The sequence below is a fragment of the Pseudomonas sp. P108 genome (assembly GCF_032613195.1).
In the GTDB taxonomy this organism is placed as follows: domain Bacteria; phylum Pseudomonadota; class Gammaproteobacteria; order Pseudomonadales; family Pseudomonadaceae; genus Aquipseudomonas.
The window spans coordinates 5,584,154-5,600,077 of sequence record NZ_CP126691.1 but is presented as its reverse complement, the minus strand read 5'-3'; the positions used below and the strand labels follow the sequence as shown (position 1 = coordinate 5,600,077).

The following is a 15,924-nucleotide window of genomic DNA, read 5'->3' as shown; positions in this document are numbered from 1 at the left end:
GTGACTGACCTATCGCCTTCGCGAGCAAGCTCGCTCCCACAGGTTTTTCACCCGCCTTCTTTCTGTGGTCTGGCGCTACAATCGGCTCCTTTTCCCGCGGAGCAGATCCCATGAGCGATTCCCACCGCCGCCCGGTGCCCCTGAACAAAGCCTACCGTTTGCTCAATCACGGGCCGACCGTACTGGTCAGCGCCGCCCACGACGGCCAGCGCAACATCATGGCCGCCGCTTGGGCCATGCCGCTGGATTTCGAGCCACCGAAAGTCGCCGTCGTCCTCGATAAGTCCACCTGGACCCGCCAGTTGCTTGAAGCGTCCGGTACGTTCGTGCTCAACGTCCCGTGCGTCAATCAGGCCGACATCGTGCAAACCGTCGGCAATACGTCGGGCCTGGACATCAGCCAAACCCAAGGGCAAGACAAGTTTCAGGCGTACGGCTTGCAGACGTTTGCCGGCGAACAGGTCGAAGCACCTTTGCTCGACGGCTGTGTGGCCTGGCTCGAATGCCGTTTGCTGCCGGAGCCACGCAATCACGAGCAGTACGATCTGTTCCTCGCCGAAGTCATCGCCGCCCACGCCGATGAACGCGTGTTCAGCGACGGGCGCTGGCATTTCGAAGGGCACGATGGTTTGCGCACCTTGCACCACGTGGCGGGCGGGCATTTTCTGACGATTGGTGATGCGGTGGATGGCAAGACGCTAGCGGTCTGAATGGCGGCTGATGGCAAAACATTGCGGGATGTTGCAAGGTAGAGGGCATCGTCGAACCCAATCAGGCGCATACCCCCATGGATTTTTCCCTTTCGAGTTATCTGGCGCCGTTGTTGTCGTTGGCCCTGTTGTGGACTGTGGCCGTGGTCACGCCCGGCCCGAACTTCTTCAACATCGCGCAACTGGCGGTCAGCCGTTCCCGCCGCCACGGTGTCGTCGCGGCGCTCGGCGTGGCCAGCGGAACCGTGTTGTGGGGGCTGGCGGGTGGCTTGGGCATTCAGTCGCTGTTCAGTGCCGCGCCGACGCTGTACCTGAGCTTCAAGATTGCCGGTGGCTGCTACCTGATCTACCTCGGGCTCAAGCAGTTCAAGCGCAAGGCGCCGATCGTCGCGGGTACGCTGGATGACTCGCAGCAAACGTTGCTCGGCGCTTATGGCCGCGGCTTTCTGGGCAACATGACCAATCCCAAGTCAGCATTATTCGTCGCCACCATTTTCGCCACGGCCATGCCGGCTCACATCCCGCCACTGTTACTGGCACTGGCGGTGATGACCATGGCGACGCTGTCGTTCAGCTGGTATTGCTGCGTCGCGTTGTTCTTCGCCAGTCGCCGGATCGCTGGTGTGTATGAGCGTTCGCGGCAATGGCTGGATCGCTTCGCGGGCGGTTGCTATCTGTTGTTTGGTGCGCATCTGGTGGCTAATCGCTGAGCCATAGATCTTGGATGTGAAAGCTGTTTGGCCTCGTAGGCTTCGATAAGGCTGATCATGATGTCGAAGTGATCCCCTTCAGCAGTGCCCGGTACTGGCTCGTTGTCGAAAAGTGCAGACACGTTCTTAAGCGCCGCACGATAGTCGTCTTCGTTATGAATGGGGCGTACGTTCATGGATTACTCCACTTCAAAGGAGTCTGCCTCATAGGGCAATAAGGGACGCCAGGTTTATGCCGGGCAACGCCAGGAGATAAGAATCCGATGCCTGCACGGCATCGGATTTTTTATGCATTGCGAAAACTACGTAACCGGCTGAACGTTATCCAGCGCCTGATTCACCGCCAACTCACTCAGCATGACGATTTGCGCGATACCCAGCGCGGTCTTGCGGTGCGCGGTATCCAGCACGGCGGCGAAATTGTTGAGCATCTCGGTGACCGAACCCAAGGATTCACTGGCATTGGCCAGCAGCGATTCGGTGTCGTACACCGGGTTGGCGAGGTACATGGGTTCAGCTACGCGGGCGGACGCCATGATGTGAATGGTCGGTTTGAGGTAGTGGTCGAGGGCGCGGTCGGCCGCTTCGTTGAGTTTTTTGCTGTCGATCGTTGCGTACGGGGATGTTAAGTCGGTGTCTGTTTCGGGGGGATTGGGTGTTGGCTTTTTCATGGTGTTCTCCGATCAGGATAGGAGCTGGCCGATTCGGTTTCCGAACGAATAGGTGGCAGCTGTACGCAGGTTGGAAACCCGGGGAACGGAGAACCCGGTTGACCCGAAGGTCTCCCGCGCACAGCCGCCATAACGGAGTGCACACCATGAAGGTGCGCAAGGATACGTTATGAAAGGCGCTTGTGCGCTCGGTTCTACTCGGGGTTTCCAATCCCGGTCACTGAATTGGCAGCGACGAGTACAGGCTAGAGAGCTGACGTCCGACGGACAACCTGAAAACCTTGTGGGACGGTTCTCTGTTTACCTCGCAGCTTTTAAACATCCCGATTTGAAATACGCAGTGTGCTAAGCAAAAGGCCTACCTCGCGGTAAGCCTTTTTGTTTTGCGTCCTAGCCTCAATCCCCCAGCGCTTCCCCCTCACGCCGTGGATCCGCGCCACCCTCCAGCGACGCTTTCCCCTGCGCATCCTTGGCCCGCACGATGGCCTGGGTGCCGCTGGTCATGTCGATTTCATTCACTGCGTGCCCTTTGTCTTTCAGTGCCTGAATCAGCGCCGGGCTGAACTGGCCTTGTTCCAGTTCGGTGGGGCCGTTGCGGCTGCCGAAGTTGGGCAGGCTGATGGCGCTTTGCGGGTCGAGGTGCCAGTCGAGCAGGCCGACGGTGGTTTTCGCCACGTATTCGATGATTTGCGAACCACCCGGCGAGCCGACTGTGGCGACGAATTCGCCGCTGTGGCGATCGAAGATCAGCGTTGGCGCCATCGACGAGCGCGGGCGTTTGCCGGGTTCGACGCGGTTGGCGACTTTCTGGCCGTTCTCTTCGGGGATGAACGAGAAGTCGGTCATCTGGTTGTTCAGCAAGAAGCCCTGAACCATCAGGTGCGAGCCGAACGCGGCTTCGATGGTAGTGGTCATCGACACCGCGCCACCGAGGTCATCCACCGCGACCACTTGCGAGGTGGAGATGCGCAGCGGCGAGCGGTCCGGCGCGTAGGCCACTTGTACGCCCGGCGGGGTGCCCGGTTTGGCGCTGCCCATGCTGCGCTCGCCGATCAGGCTGGCGCGGCTGGCGAGATAACCGGGATCGACCAGGCCTTTGACCGGCACCGGCACGAAGTCGGTATCCGCGACGTATTGCGCGCGGTCGGCGTAGGCCAGGCGTTCGGCTTCGGCGATCAAATGCACGGCTTGCGGATCCGGTTCAATGCCGGCCGGTTTGTCGGTTTTCAGCGGTTTGAGCGGTGTCAGCGAAAGACGTGGATCGCGGGTATCCAGCGCCTGCAACGTACCGAGAATCTGCGCCACGGCGATGCCGCCCGACGACGGTGGCGGCATGCCGCAGACCTGCCAGCGTTTGTAATCGGTGCACAGCGGCGCACGTTCCTTGGCCTGATAGCGCTGCAGATCGTTCAGCGACAGGCTGCCGGGGTTGGCGTGGCCCTGCACCTTGGCGACGATTTCTTCAGCGATCGGGCCTTTGTACAACGCATCCGGGCCTTCGTTGGCAATGCGTTTGAGCACTGCGGCCAGAGCCGGGTTTTGCAGGCGCGTGCCGACGGCTTTGACGCTGCCATCGGTGTTGAGGAAGTACTTGGCCATATCCGGCGACTGGCGGATGACTGGATCTGATTCCAGCAGCGAGTGCAAACGCGCAGATATCGCAAAGCCTTGCTCGGACAGTTTGATCGCCGGTTCAAACAGCTTCGCCCACGGCAGGCGACCGTGTTGTTTATGTGCCATCTCCAGCGCGCGCAACACGCCCGGTGTACCGACCGAACGACCGCCGATCTGCGCCTGCGGGAACGACATAGGCTGGCCATCGGCACGCAAGAACAGCTTCTCGGTGGCTCCGGCCGGTGCGGTTTCGCGGCCGTCATACGTGCGCACCTGTTTACCGTCCCACAACACGATCATCGCGCCTCCGCCGATCCCGGAAGACTGCGGCTCAACCAGCGTCAGCACCGCTTGCATCGCAATCGCCGCATCAATCGCCGAACCGCCCTGACGCAGCATCTCGCGACCGGCCTCAGCAGCCAGAGGATTGGCAGCGGCGGCCATGTGTTTACTGGCGTGACGGGTTTGCAGATCGGTGCGGAAACCGGAAGCGGCTTCCGGGGCCAGCGGCAGGGTCGAAGAGGGCGGGGCGTTGCACGCGGTGAGGGTCAGGGCGCTGATGATCAGCGTCAGGGCAGGCAGGCGAAAGCGGCTCAAGGGCAAGGCTGAAAACACGCGGGCTCTCCGTCCGTGGGATAAAAGTCTCAGGGACTTTATCGACCGCTCGGTCGCGACGCAAACCGATGGGCATTTTTGTCTTTCTTTTCGGGGCGGATGTTCGCTAGGGTCAACCGCAAATTTATGGAGCACCAACATCCCCTGTAGGAGTGAGCCTGCTCGCGATAGCGGCATTACGGCCAACATCAGTGTTGACTGAACCACCGCTATCGCGAGCAGGCTCACTCCTACAGGTAAAGGCATAAAAATCACAAGAGGCCAGGCATGCACAGCGAGTTCCCCACCAAATCCAGCTACCACGATCAACGCGAACAGTTCATCGCCGCCGCCAATGCCGCCGGTGCCGCGCTCACCTCCTACGCACATCCACGCTGCGGGCCATTCGGCGAACCGCTGAGCACCGACGTCGCCGTGCTCGGCGATCCGCTGGCCAAGCGCCGGCTGGTAGCGCTCAGCGGTACCCACGGAGTCGAGGGCTATTACGGCTCGGATTGCCAGATCGAATGGCTGAAAACCTTCGCACCCGGATCGCTGCCCAAGGATGTCGCAGTGGTGATGGTGCACCTGATCAACCCATGGGGTACGGCGTGGTTCCGCCGGGTCAACGAAGACAACATCGACCTCAACCGCAATCACCTCGATTTCACAGGACCCTTACCGGATAACCGCGCGTACGCGGCACTGCATGAAATCTACGCCTGCACCGATCTGCATGGCCCCGAGCGCCAACGCGCGGATGCCTTGCTCGATGCGCAGATCAACGAACACGGCTGGCCGGCAGTAATGTCGATTGTCGAGGGCGGTCAGCACAGTCATCCCGATGGACTGTTTTACGGTGGCCGCGCGCCGAGCTGGTCGAATCGCACCTTGCATCAAATCATCGACGCGCATCTGGCGGGAGCGGAAACCGTGATGTGCTTCGACCTGCACACCGGCGCCGGCGAGTACGGTCATCCGATGTTGCTGACCATCACCCAGGCGCCTTACCCGGCACTCGCGCAGGCCCAGGCAATTTATGGCCCATGGCTTTACACGCTGCACACCGGCGCCGACACCTTGAGCGAAACCGGAGTGGCCGCGACTGCCACCGGTTACACCTCACAGGCGTTGCTTAATGCATTGCCGGACGTGCAATTGATGCCGTTCGTGATCGAGTGCGGGACGTATCCGGGGCCGGCTGTGCATCGGCATTTACGTGATGACCATTGGCTGCATTTGCACGGTGATCCGCTGGATGCGGTAGGGCGTGAGATCAAACTGAATCTGCTCGAGCAGTTCTATCCGGCTGATCCGGATTGGCGAGCAATGGTCGGTTTGCGCACTCGGCAAATCTGGGCGAAAGGGGTGGCGGCGTTGGCTTGCTGAAAAGGCATTTCGCGCCTGTAGTACCTCGCCGCAACTTGGCGGTTGCTCTGCATTTCTCCTACAGATTTTTCAGGTCGACAACTTACGCGCCCTTACCTGAGGATGGTTTCTATCGTTTTTTCCAGGATGGATTTCAGATGAAAAGGATGAGTCCGTTGCCATTCAACTCTATTTTCAGTCGGCCATTGTCATGAGTGTTTCCAATGAGGATCGCGATTTTCTGGTGGCGCTGGGCAGTCGCATTGCTCACTTACGCACAGTGCACGAGATCACACAGACTCGGTTTGCACGGGCCTTAGGTCTTTCCCGGCAAACCTTTCAGGGCTATGAGGAGGGTACGCGCAGCATGCCGGTCACGACACTGGTGAAATTGGCATTTGCGCTGCGCGTGCCTGTTGAAGTCCTGCTCGGGGTTCCCTCTTACACGGAGACGCCCAGACGCAGCTTGACCTCGACGTGGTATCGACGGCTGCAGTCCATCAATGAGCTTTCGAAGGTCCAACAGAAGGTCATTGCGCAGATGCTCGACGCACTAATCGCACAGGCAGCGACCAAAGCGAGCGACGAAGAAAAAGAAATTTGAAGTAACCCAAAGAACGCGGAACCAAGGTGCGACAACACCCTGGCCCCGCTAACCACAAAGCAGCTTAAAAGGAGCTGAACCATGGCTAAAACCAATCATACGACATCAACCCCCATCACTGAACGCCGGTTGAAAATCGCCGCAGACTTTTACCCGGTCCACACCAAGGAAAAAACCTACAGCCCCGCCAAACCCGTACCCTGGATCAGACTGCGCGGCCTGTGGTTACGGCAGGCAGGATTCGAGGTGAACGAGAACGTCAAAGTGCGTGTGATGAAAGGCTGTCTGGTGATTACAGCGGAATAGATGAAGCGTCCGAGTAAAGCCGCAACGCTATTTGCGTAGGAAAAAACGCCGCTAACCCTCAAGGGATAGCGGCTTTTTTTCTCAAGTAGCGCTTTTGATTATCTTGAATTTTATGGCGGGCGAGGCCCGTATTACCTGACTAAATGCCTGGTTGTGAGGAAGGCATTATCTTGAATTTGATATTTGCTTATGTGAAAAAAGGCGAAGTGCAAAATGTAAGAAAGTCTGACTGATGAGGGGCTGCGATCACACTGATCCAATCGAAAGGGCTGTGGATAGGCCTTCTGTAGGTGGGGAACCGGAGGGGGAATTATTGCAGGCATAAAAAAACGGCCTACCTTTCGGTAAGCCGTTTTTAGTACTTGGTGGCTACACAGGGACTTGAACCCCGGACCCCAGCATTATGAATGCTATGCTCTAACCAACTGAGCTATGTAGCCAAGTGGCGCGCATTATTCCCCTGAAATGGAAAAGCGTCAAGCGTAAATTTAAAAATTTTTTCTACGCTTTCAACCGTTTATCAAAATCACTGACTCAGCAGCGGCGAAGGGCAGCGTTGGAACCAGCGGCTGGCCTGCTCATAAGCGTGCGCCAATTGCAGGACAGCGAAGTCGGCCTGATGCTTGCCGATGATTTGCAACCCCATCGGCAAACCCTGCGCGTTGAACCCCGCCTGAACGCTGGCGACCGGGCAACCCGACAGCGTGCCGGGGATGACCACCTCCATCCAGCGGTGATACGTGTCCATCGCCACGCCTTCGATAGACGTTGGCCACGGCTGGGTTTTGTCGAACGGAAACACCTGAGCGCTCGGCAGCAACAGATAGTCGTAGCGTTCGAACAACTTCGAGATTGCCCGATACCAATCGCTGCGCACCACGGAGGCGGCGAACACTTCGCTGGCCGACAGCTTCAGGCCGTTCTCCACTTCCCAGATCGCTTCCGGTTTCAACAACGCACGCTTCTGCGGATCGGCATAGGTTGCGCCCAACGACCCCGCGACCATCCAGTGCCGCAACGTCCGCCAACTGCTCCACAGCCGTTCCGGCGCGAACCCAGGCTCAACCGACTCAACGTGGCAGCCGAGGCTTTCAAAGTCGGCAAACGTCTTCTCACACAGCGACAGAACGCCGTTCTCCATCGGCAGATAACCGTTGAAGTCGCCCAACCAACCCAACCGCGAGCCCTTGAAATCACGCTCCAGCGGCGCCGCAAAGGCCTCACCGGATTCAGCGATGGACAGCGGAGCCCGTGCATCGCCCCCGGCTTGCACCGACAACAGCAACGCCGCATCCCTCACGCTGCGCGCCATCGGCCCCTCATAACCGAGCTGATCAAAAAACAGATCAGCACTGTCATCAAACGGCACACGCCCCTGTGACGGGCGGAAACCAAAGATATTGTTGAACGCCGCCGGATTACGCAGCGACCCCATCATGTCGCTGCCATCCGCCACCGGCACCAGGTGCATCGCCAGTGCCGCCGCTGCGCCGCCACTGCTGCCACCCGCCGTTTTGGTCGGGTCATACGCGCAAGCAGTCGCGCCAAACAACGGGTTGTAACTTTGCGAGCCGAGACCGAATTCCGGGGTGTTGGTCTTGCCGATAATGATTGCGCCGGCAGCTTTGATTCGTTCGACCATGATGCCGTCGCGCTCAGGCACAAAGTCCTTGTGCAGCGGCGAGCCGAGCGTGGTGCGAATGCCTTGGGTCAGTGACAGATCCTTGATCGCATGGGGCAGGCCATGCATCCAGCCACGGTATTGGCCACGCGCCAGTTCGGCATCGCGTTCATCGGCCTGAGCCAGTAGATGTTCCGGTGATTGCAGGCTGATCAGCGCATTCACCAACGGATTGAAACGTTCGATATGGGCAAGGTAAGTCTGCATCACTTCCCGGCAGGAAACCTGGCGCAGGCGGATGCGTTCGGCGAGCGCGTGGGCCTGCAACAGGACCAGTTCGCTGATGTTATTAGAGTTCATTGCAAGCGGCCTTTCAGACGGCTGGAAAAACGCCCCGCCAGTGCGACGGGGCGGTAAAGATCAACGCATCAGGTTGGTCCACAGACGGTCGGCGAGGCGGATCGCACCTTCGCCGCAAGTCTTGCTGAACACCACGTTGGTGCCCTCGGGAATGTGCAATTCCGGCGCGTCCTTGAGCGCCGCGTCGAGGAACGGTTCAACGCCTTTGATCGGGCTCTGATGCTTGAGGAAATTCTGCGTCATCGCCGAGTTTTCCGGCTGGCTGAGGAAGGCGATGAACGCCTTGGCATTCGCCGGATTCTTACTGCCGGTGGGGATGACCATGTTGTCGACCCAGGCCAGCACACCTTCTTTCGGGTAGAGGTATTTCAGCGTCGGTTTCATCTCACGGGCACGCATCGACGAACCACCCCAGAACATCGACATGTCGATTTCACCGGAGGCGAGGTTCTCGCGAATCGAACCGGCCTTGGAGCTGTAGGTCTTGACGAACGGCTTCTGCGCCTTGAGCAACGTCAGCACCTGCTGCATCTGTTTCGGGTCTTCGCTGCACAGCGGGATATTCAGATAGAGGCTGGCCATGTCGACCATGTCGCTGACCGAGTCGAACATGTTGATCCGCCCTTGCAATTCGGCTGGCGGCTCATACAAAACCTTGTAGCTGTCGGCCGGACCTTTGTAACGCGCGGAGTCCAGCACGACGCTGGTGGTGCCCCAAATGAACGGTACCGAATACGCGCCTTCCGGATCCCAGCTCGGTTTTTTCAGGTTATCCACAACGCTGGCGTAGTAGGGCTCTTTGACCGGGTCGAAGCGCTCCAGCAGGTTTTCCTTGATCAGGATCGGCACGAACTGGTGCGACGGAATCGCCACGTCATAACCGGCGCCGCCCTGTTTCAATTTCGCCAACAAGGTCTCGTTGGAGTCGTAGGAATCGACGGTGACTTCGATGCCGGTCTGCTTCTGGAACCTGGCAAGAATCTCCGGCGAAAAGTAGCCGCTCCAGCTCACCACGTTGAGTTTCTCTGCGGCCTGAACACTGACGGCCATGCTCAACGGCAATGTCAGAAACAACGAAGTGCCGACGCTTTTTATCCACTTGCTCATGCTATTTCCCCACAGGTCGTAGAAGGTTCAGGCGTTCTTTTTGCCCAACAGGTAAGAGAGGCTGACGAACAGCACCGAGACGCCGAGGATCAGCGTCGACACGGCGTTGACGTCGGGTGTCACGCCCATCCGCAGCAGGCCGAAAATGAAGATCGGCAGGGTCGTGGTGCCGGCCTGCGAGACCATCATCGAGATCACGAAGTTATCCAGCGAGACAATGAAGGCCAGCATCAGCCCGGAGAAAATCCCCGGCATCAGCAGCGGCAGAGTGACCTTGCGAAAGGTTCGCCAAGGGCCGGCATACAGGTCGGCCGAGGCTTGTTCCAGCGACAGGTCCATGTCGTTCAGCCGCGCCCGAATCGGCAGGTAGGCGAAGGGAATGCAGAACACCGTGTGCGCGATGATCAGATTGCCGTAACCCAGCGACAGGCCGATGGTCGAGAACAGCGCCAGCGTTGCCACACCGACGACAATTTCCGGCAACACCAGCGGCAACATGATCGCGCCCATCGACAACTGCAGGCCCTTGAACTTGGCGCCGCGCGAGGTGCCGAGGGCGGCGAGGGTGGCAATCGCCGTGGCGATCATGCTCGCGCACACCGCGATCAACAGGCTGTTGCCGGCGGCCTGGCGCAAGGCCTGATTGGCGAACGCGGCGCGATACCAGTCGAGGCTGAAACCGGTCCACACCGTCGCCGATTGGTTGGCATTGAAGGAGAACACCACCAGCACCACGATCGGCGCATAGAGGTAAAGGTAGAACAGAAAACTGAAGCCGCCGAAACCGGGAAAGTCCTGCACACCCAGCCCTTTGCGTTTGAATACTCCGATCATCACGCACCTCCTTTGGCGATGCGCTGGCGCTCGGCGCGCAGGGCATACACGGTCAACACCAGCATCACCGCGGCCATCAGCACCAGCGACAACGCTGCGCCGAACGGCCAGTTACGTGCATCGCTGAACTGCCGGAAGATCAGGTTGCCGAGCATCATTCGCGTGCCGCCACCGAGCAGTTCCGGGGCGATCATCGCCCCCAGGCACGGCACGAAGGTGAGGATGGCGCCGGCGAGAATTCCCGGTTTGGCGATCGGTAACACCACTTTGCGCAAGGTGCGCACGCGTCCGGCGTAGAGGTCCTGCGCGGCTTCGAGCAGACGGATATCCATCTTTTCCAGCGTCGCGTAAATCGGCAACACCACGAACGGCGCATAGGTGTAAACCAGCCCGAGCAGCACCGCGCCGTCGGTGTACAACAACTGCAATGGTTCATGGATAACGCCCATGCCCATCAGGCTGTTGTTGATCACCCCGGTGTTGCGCAGCAGCAGAATCCACGCGTACGTGCGGATCAGCAGGTTGGCCCAGAACGGCACGGTGATCAGAAAAATCAGCAGGCCACGGCGATGCGCCGGTTGCATGGCCAGCCACACCGCCACCGGAAAACCGATCAGCAAGGTGATGATCGTGGTCAGCCCGGCAATGCCGATCGAGCGCAGGGCGATGAGCAAATACGAGTCGGCAAACGCGAGGCTGTCGTCCAGTTGCCGCTCGAACAGCAGTGAGGTGTAGGCGTCGCTGCTGAAGGCTTTGTTGACCCCGCCGTAGGGGTTGGCCTCCATCAGCGAATAGCCGATGACGATCAGAATCGGCACCAGCAGAAACAAACAGATGGCGATCAGCGCCGGGCTGACCCCGAGGAAACTCTGGAAGGCTTTACGCCGCTCCAGCGTGTTGGCAATCGGTAAGGCGGGCATGGCAATTTCTCCGGCTCAGTCGTGCAGGACGCTGGCGCTTCCGCGGTCGAACAACAGACCGGCCTGGGAGCCGACGGCAAAGCGCAGGCTTTGATCGACGCAATTGGGCGTACGCACGGTGAGGCGCGAACCGTCGCTGAGGCTGACCTGATATTGCAGATCGGTGCCGAGGTAGATTTGCGCTTCGATCCGGCACGGCAGCGCGGCTTCAGTCGCGGCCGATACCAGATGCAAGCGTTCGGGACGTACTGACAGCGTGATGTTGGCGCCGACCTGCACATCGCTGCACGGTTGCGCCGGCAATGGATGACCCGCCGGGCCGGCGAACCACGCCTGACCGTTTTCCACGCGAGTGACGGTGCCTTCGATGAAATTGGTTTCGCCGATGAAGTCGGCGACGAAGCGATTGCGCGGGCGTTCGTAGATATCTTCCGGGCGTCCGACCTGCTGCACTTCGCCTTCGGAAAGCACGGCGATGCGGTCGGACATGGTCAGCGCTTCTTCCTGGTCGTGGGTGACGAAGATGAAGGTGATACCGGTCTTGGCCTGGATGGTTTTCAACTCTTCGCGCATCGCCTGGCGCAGCTTGAGATCGAGCGCCGACAGAGGCTCATCGAGCAGCAGCACTTTCGGATGCGGGGCCAGCGCGCGGGCGAGGGCGACACGTTGTTGCTGACCGCCAGACAGTTGCGCCGGTTTGCGATTGGCGAAGCGCTCCATTTGTACCAGCGCCAGCATTTCGCGCACGCGCTCGGCGATTTGCGCCTTGCTGAGGACTTTGCCCATCGGCTGCGATTCAAGGCCGAAAGCCAGGTTCTCGGCGATGGTCATGTGCGGGAACAGCGCGTAATGCTGGAACACCGTGTTGACCGGCCGCTGGAACGGCGGGCGGTCAGCAATGTTTTCGCCGTAGAGGAGAATTTCGCCTTCGGTGGGAAATTCGAACCCAGCGATCATCCGCAGCAGCGTGGTCTTGCCGCAGCCGGACGGGCCGAGAAGGGTGAAGAATTCGTTGTCGCGGATGTCCAAGTCGATGCTTTTCAGCGCCACCGGGCCGGTCTGCGGATCACCGTAAACCTTGCGTACTGAGCGGATCGAGACCGCCAGCGTTTGCAGCGAATGCAGGGCATTCATGCGTTACCTCCGATTCCCCCATCGCCTGCGACTCGCTTTGCAAAGCGTTGCCGTCGGGCCATGGATATTATTTTTTTGGGCAGGATCGAGATTGCGTTCGGGTGTGAAACCAGCTGTTTTTTTGTTCTGCTGTGGCTCGATTATCAGCCAGGGGTTGCGCGGCGCGACACTTCAATTTAAACATGGCAGGTGTTAGTTAATTTAACAGCCGAAGGTGCCAGGAATCATGCCCGACCACCGTTTGCCGCCGCTCAACGCGGTGCGTGCGTTTGATGCCGCCGCTCGTTTGGGCAGCTACGTCGAAGCCTCGAAAGCCCTGCACGTGACCCAGCCTGCGATTGGCCGGCATGTGAAATTGCTCGAGGACTGGTTGGGCATTCAACTGTTCGAGCGCACCTCGCGCGGGGTCAACCTGACGCCGGCGGGGGAGAAGTATCACCGCAAGATCAGCGCGGCTTTGCAGTTGATCATCGAGGCGGGCAAAGAAGCTCAGCCGAAAGATGCCGAGCGCTGGCTGCGGATCATGGTGGTGCCGGGTTTCGCCAAGCGTTGGCTGATGCCGAGGATCGAAGCGCTGCGGCATCTGCGGCCGGGGCTGAAACTGGCCATTGAGCCGAATTCGACTTTTACCGAAGTGGATGGCAAAAGCGCAGATCTGGGCATCGTCTACGGCCTCGACGGGCAATATGCCGACTCACGGGAAGCGCTGATTTGTCCTCGGGTTTTCCCGATTTGCACGCCGGCGTATCTGGCCAGCATCGCAGCGATCAACAGCCCGGCCGATCTGGTCAGCCACGAACTGATCCACGTCGATGACGGCGAATGGTGGAACCTGTGGTTCGCCGCGCACGATCTCGATATCCATCTCAATTCCGACATGCTCTACGTCAACAATGACCACGCGCTGTCAGTCGCCGAAAGCGGGCAGGGCATCGCGCTGGCCAACGAAGTGCTGGTGCGCCATGAGCTGGCCAGCGGCAAACTGGTGCGTGCGGTCGATGCTGAGGTGAAGCTTGAGAGCTATCGAGTGCTGACGCCGTCCGCCGAACTCTCGGCGGATGTGGCGTGGTTTATTCAATGGCTCAAGGCTGAGCTGCAAGCGGACTTCCCCGAGGCCGTGATCAACTGAGGCGGAAGCGTGCGGTGTTGTCGCTCAGCGCCTTGCTGCCTTGGCTCAGTGTGTCTGCGGCAAGATTCACCGCCCGTGCACCTTCGAGCAAACGCACGGCAGCCTGATCGACCTGCTGGATATTGCCGCTGACTTCGTCGGCGGTGCTGGCCTGTTCTTCTACCGCCGTGGCGATCTGCGCCAACGTGTCGGTGACGCTCTGCACGGCGCTGGCGATTTCGCCCAGGCGTTCACCGAGACCGGTGACCGACTCGGCATCGGTTTGCGCCTGGCCGCACGCGGCTTCCATCAGAGTCACGGCTTCGTTGACCGTCGCGCGCAGGCTGTCGACCGTACCGGCGATCTGCGCGGTGGACGATTGCGTACGTTGCGAGAGGCTGCGCACTTCATCGGCCACTACGGCGAAACCGCGACCCTGTTCACCGGCGCGTGCGGCTTCGATGGCCGCATTGAGCGCGAGCAGATTGGTCTGTTCGGCAACACCGCGAATGGTGTCGACGACCAATTGAATCTGCTGGCCTTGCTCGCTGACTCGACCGAGTGCGGCTGCGGTGTCGTTCAAGCGTTGATTGAGCTGCTGAATACTCGCGGTGGTGCGCTGGCTGTCGCGGCTGCTGTCAGCAGCGATGCGCCGGGTGTGCTGGGCGCTGCCGGAAGCCTGCTCGCAACTCTGCGCCACGCCTTGCGAGGTGGCGGCCAATTGCGTGGCGGCTGCGGCGATCTGGCTGATCTGCAACTGCTGCGCTTCGACTTCGCCGAGGGCGCCGCTGGAATGCTCATTGAGGCTGCGTACCGCGTTGCTCAGTTGCGATGTCTCGTGATCGACGCCAAGCATGCTCGTGCGCAGTTGCACCACGGCCACGTTGAGCGCGGTGCTGATCGCTGCCAATTCATCGCGGCCCACCACCGGCACTTGCAGGCTGAGGTTGCCGTCGCGCAGGGCTTCGGCGAGCAGGGTGATGCCGCTGGCGCTGCGGCGGATCGAGGCTTGCAGGCAGACAAACAGATACAGCGCCGCGAGCAGCAGGCAGCCGAAGATCGCCGCGACGATGATGAACTGACGGATCGCTGAGCTGTGGTAAGCGTCGAGTCGTTGGTCCAGCGATACCAGCGATTGCTGACGCAGGGCGGCGAGGTCGGTCAGCAAGGCGTCGAGACTGCGTTCGAAGTCTTCCGGCTTGAGCGTGATGCTGCCGCCGAACACGCCGTCGTCCAACACCTTCAGGCCGCTGTCGAGGCGTTTCAGGCTGTCGTGGTATTGGCTGGCCCAGCTCTGCTGATCTTTCGGCAGGCGTGCTTCGAGCAGCGTGGCGGTTTTGACCAGTTGCTCGCGGGCGTCGCCGATACGACTGCGCAGGTCGCGTAATTGCAGACGGCTTTGCAGGGTGAATTGACCGGAGACGACCGAGGCTTGGCCGACTGCGGCGAGGCGTCCAACCCGTTCGATCAGGTCTGGCGCGTGTTGCGTGGAGATTTGCGTCAGCAGGTACGTTTCCAGCCACGGCGCGAGGGTCAGGCGATTGTCCATGACGATCTGTTCGCGCAACGCTTGCAGCGCGCTGAGGGCGTTGGTGAAGCGGTCGTAACCGTCCGGCCACCAACCGACACCACTGAGGCTTTTCGAATCCAGACCATTGAGTGCGGTTTGCAGCGCTTGATAGCGGGCGAGTGTTGCGCCTTCGGCACCTTCGTTTTTCAGGGCGTTGCCCAAGTCCGTGGTGGCTTGCAGAACCGCCGGTTGCACCGCGTCGAAGGCGCCCATGGCGGCGAGAGTGGCCGGTGTCGGCTGGCGATTGGTTTCCGTGGCGCGCCAACGGGCGGCGCGGTCACGTTGCGCGGCGAGCAGGTTGTCCAGCGCATCCAGCGCAAGCAACTGCCGCACGCCGGCGCGTTCGCCGGAAATCAGATTGAGCTTGTCGCGATAGTCCTGGCCGATCATCAACAGGCTGCCGGCCAACGGCAGAATGAACAGCAGAAACAACAACTGGAATTTACCTGCGAAGCCAAACCGCCCCAGCAATTTGATCCCCGGTGAAAGGAAAGCCTGCATGCCCCATGACTCCTCTGGACACCACGCACCATTGGCGTGCATCGCGGTCGTTCGACGTTGATGTTGTGCCCTGCTAAAAGGCCTCGAAAGTTCACTCTCGCCCGCTCTGTAGGCCGGCTCTGTAGCGAAACTTCCCATTGTCGGTCGCCTTTGTAAGGCGCCCGCGTTCAAGGGGAGAAGCAAGGCAAGATT

The 15,924-nt window shown here is 60.0% G+C and carries 14 protein-coding genes, 1 tRNA gene and 1 pseudogene; 6 read left to right on the top strand and 10 right to left on the bottom strand.

Annotation, left to right across the window (positions count from 1 at the left end):
• Window positions 1–110: 110 nt before the first annotated feature.
• Entirely contained in the window at window positions 111–710 is a 600-nt protein-coding gene (locus QOM10_RS24650) for a flavin reductase family protein (RefSeq protein WP_316917104.1), read from the top strand.
• Between the two features lie 77 nt (window positions 711–787).
• Window positions 788–1,420: a LysE family translocator gene (locus QOM10_RS24645; protein ID WP_316917103.1), complete on the top strand. Its 633-nt coding sequence runs from the start codon at window positions 788–790 to the stop codon at window positions 1,418–1,420.
• 23 nt (window positions 1,421–1,443) lie between these two features.
• Here QOM10_RS24645 and QOM10_RS24640 read toward each other — a convergent pair.
• From QOM10_RS24640 to ggt, 3 genes and pseudogenes are all read right to left on the bottom strand, one after another.
• Window positions 1,444–1,596, bottom strand: a pseudogene (locus QOM10_RS24640) (transcriptional regulator); the annotation flags it as partial.
• Between the two features lie 126 nt (window positions 1,597–1,722).
• On the bottom strand, window positions 1,723–2,091 hold the full coding sequence (locus QOM10_RS24635) for a DUF6124 family protein (protein ID WP_150776568.1): 369 nt from the start codon (window positions 2,089–2,091) through the stop codon (window positions 1,723–1,725).
• A gap of 396 nt (window positions 2,092–2,487) precedes the next feature.
• Window positions 2,488–4,320 carry a gamma-glutamyltransferase gene (gene ggt / locus QOM10_RS24630; RefSeq protein WP_316917102.1) on the bottom strand — a complete coding sequence of 611 codons (1,833 nt, stop codon included), beginning with the start codon at window positions 4,318–4,320 and terminating at the stop codon, window positions 2,488–2,490.
• Window positions 4,321–4,587: 267 nt separating this feature from the next.
• Here ggt and QOM10_RS24625 point away from each other — a divergent pair, with 267 nt between their 5' ends.
• The 3 genes from QOM10_RS24625 (at window position 4,588) to QOM10_RS24615 (ending at window position 6,577) form a co-directional block, all read left to right on the top strand.
• The gene (locus QOM10_RS24625) at window positions 4,588–5,688 is read left to right on the top strand and encodes a DUF2817 domain-containing protein (protein WP_316917101.1); all 1,101 of its coding nucleotides are present in this window, start codon (window positions 4,588–4,590) and stop codon (window positions 5,686–5,688) included.
• Window positions 5,689–5,878: 190 nt separating this feature from the next.
• On the top strand, window positions 5,879–6,271 hold the full coding sequence (locus QOM10_RS24620; protein ID WP_316917100.1) for a helix-turn-helix transcriptional regulator: 393 nt from the start codon (window positions 5,879–5,881) through the stop codon (window positions 6,269–6,271).
• An 81-nt stretch (window positions 6,272–6,352) separates the two neighbouring features.
• Entirely contained in the window at window positions 6,353–6,577 is a 225-nt protein-coding gene (locus QOM10_RS24615) for a SymE family type I addiction module toxin (RefSeq protein WP_039761255.1), read from the top strand.
• Between the two features lie 363 nt (window positions 6,578–6,940).
• Here the strand turns inward: QOM10_RS24615 and QOM10_RS24610 are convergent.
• From QOM10_RS24610 to QOM10_RS24585, 6 genes are all read right to left on the bottom strand, one after another.
• Window positions 6,941–7,017 (bottom strand) — tRNA-Met (locus QOM10_RS24610).
• 86 nt (window positions 7,018–7,103) lie between these two features.
• The gene (locus QOM10_RS24605) at window positions 7,104–8,558 is read right to left on the bottom strand and encodes an amidase (RefSeq protein WP_316917099.1); all 1,455 of its coding nucleotides are present in this window, start codon (window positions 8,556–8,558) and stop codon (window positions 7,104–7,106) included.
• A gap of 60 nt (window positions 8,559–8,618) precedes the next feature.
• A complete protein-coding gene (locus QOM10_RS24600; protein ID WP_316917098.1) occupies window positions 8,619–9,665 on the bottom strand; it encodes an extracellular solute-binding protein in 1,047 nt (348 codons plus the stop codon).
• A 27-nt stretch (window positions 9,666–9,692) separates the two neighbouring features.
• Window positions 9,693–10,499 (bottom strand): ABC transporter permease, encoded by an 807-nt coding sequence (locus QOM10_RS24595; RefSeq protein WP_150776207.1) that lies wholly within the window; start codon window positions 10,497–10,499, stop codon window positions 9,693–9,695.
• Complete coding sequence (locus QOM10_RS24590) at window positions 10,499–11,419, bottom strand: ABC transporter permease (protein WP_316917097.1); 921 nt, start codon at window positions 11,417–11,419, stop codon at window positions 10,499–10,501. The genes QOM10_RS24595 and QOM10_RS24590 overlap by 1 nt, the downstream gene beginning before the upstream one ends.
• A gap of 15 nt (window positions 11,420–11,434) precedes the next feature.
• Window positions 11,435–12,553, bottom strand: coding sequence for an ABC transporter ATP-binding protein (locus QOM10_RS24585; RefSeq protein WP_316917096.1), 1,119 nt, complete (start codon window positions 12,551–12,553; stop codon window positions 11,435–11,437).
• 226 nt (window positions 12,554–12,779) lie between these two features.
• Here QOM10_RS24585 and QOM10_RS24580 point away from each other — a divergent pair, with 226 nt between their 5' ends.
• Window positions 12,780–13,682 (top strand): LysR substrate-binding domain-containing protein, encoded by a 903-nt coding sequence (locus QOM10_RS24580; protein ID WP_316917095.1) that lies wholly within the window; start codon window positions 12,780–12,782, stop codon window positions 13,680–13,682.
• Here the strand turns inward: QOM10_RS24580 and QOM10_RS24575 are convergent.
• Complete coding sequence (locus QOM10_RS24575; protein ID WP_316917094.1) at window positions 13,675–15,732, bottom strand: methyl-accepting chemotaxis protein; 2,058 nt, start codon at window positions 15,730–15,732, stop codon at window positions 13,675–13,677. The genes QOM10_RS24580 and QOM10_RS24575 overlap by 8 nt on opposite strands.
• Between the last annotated feature and the right edge of the window lie 192 nt (window positions 15,733–15,924).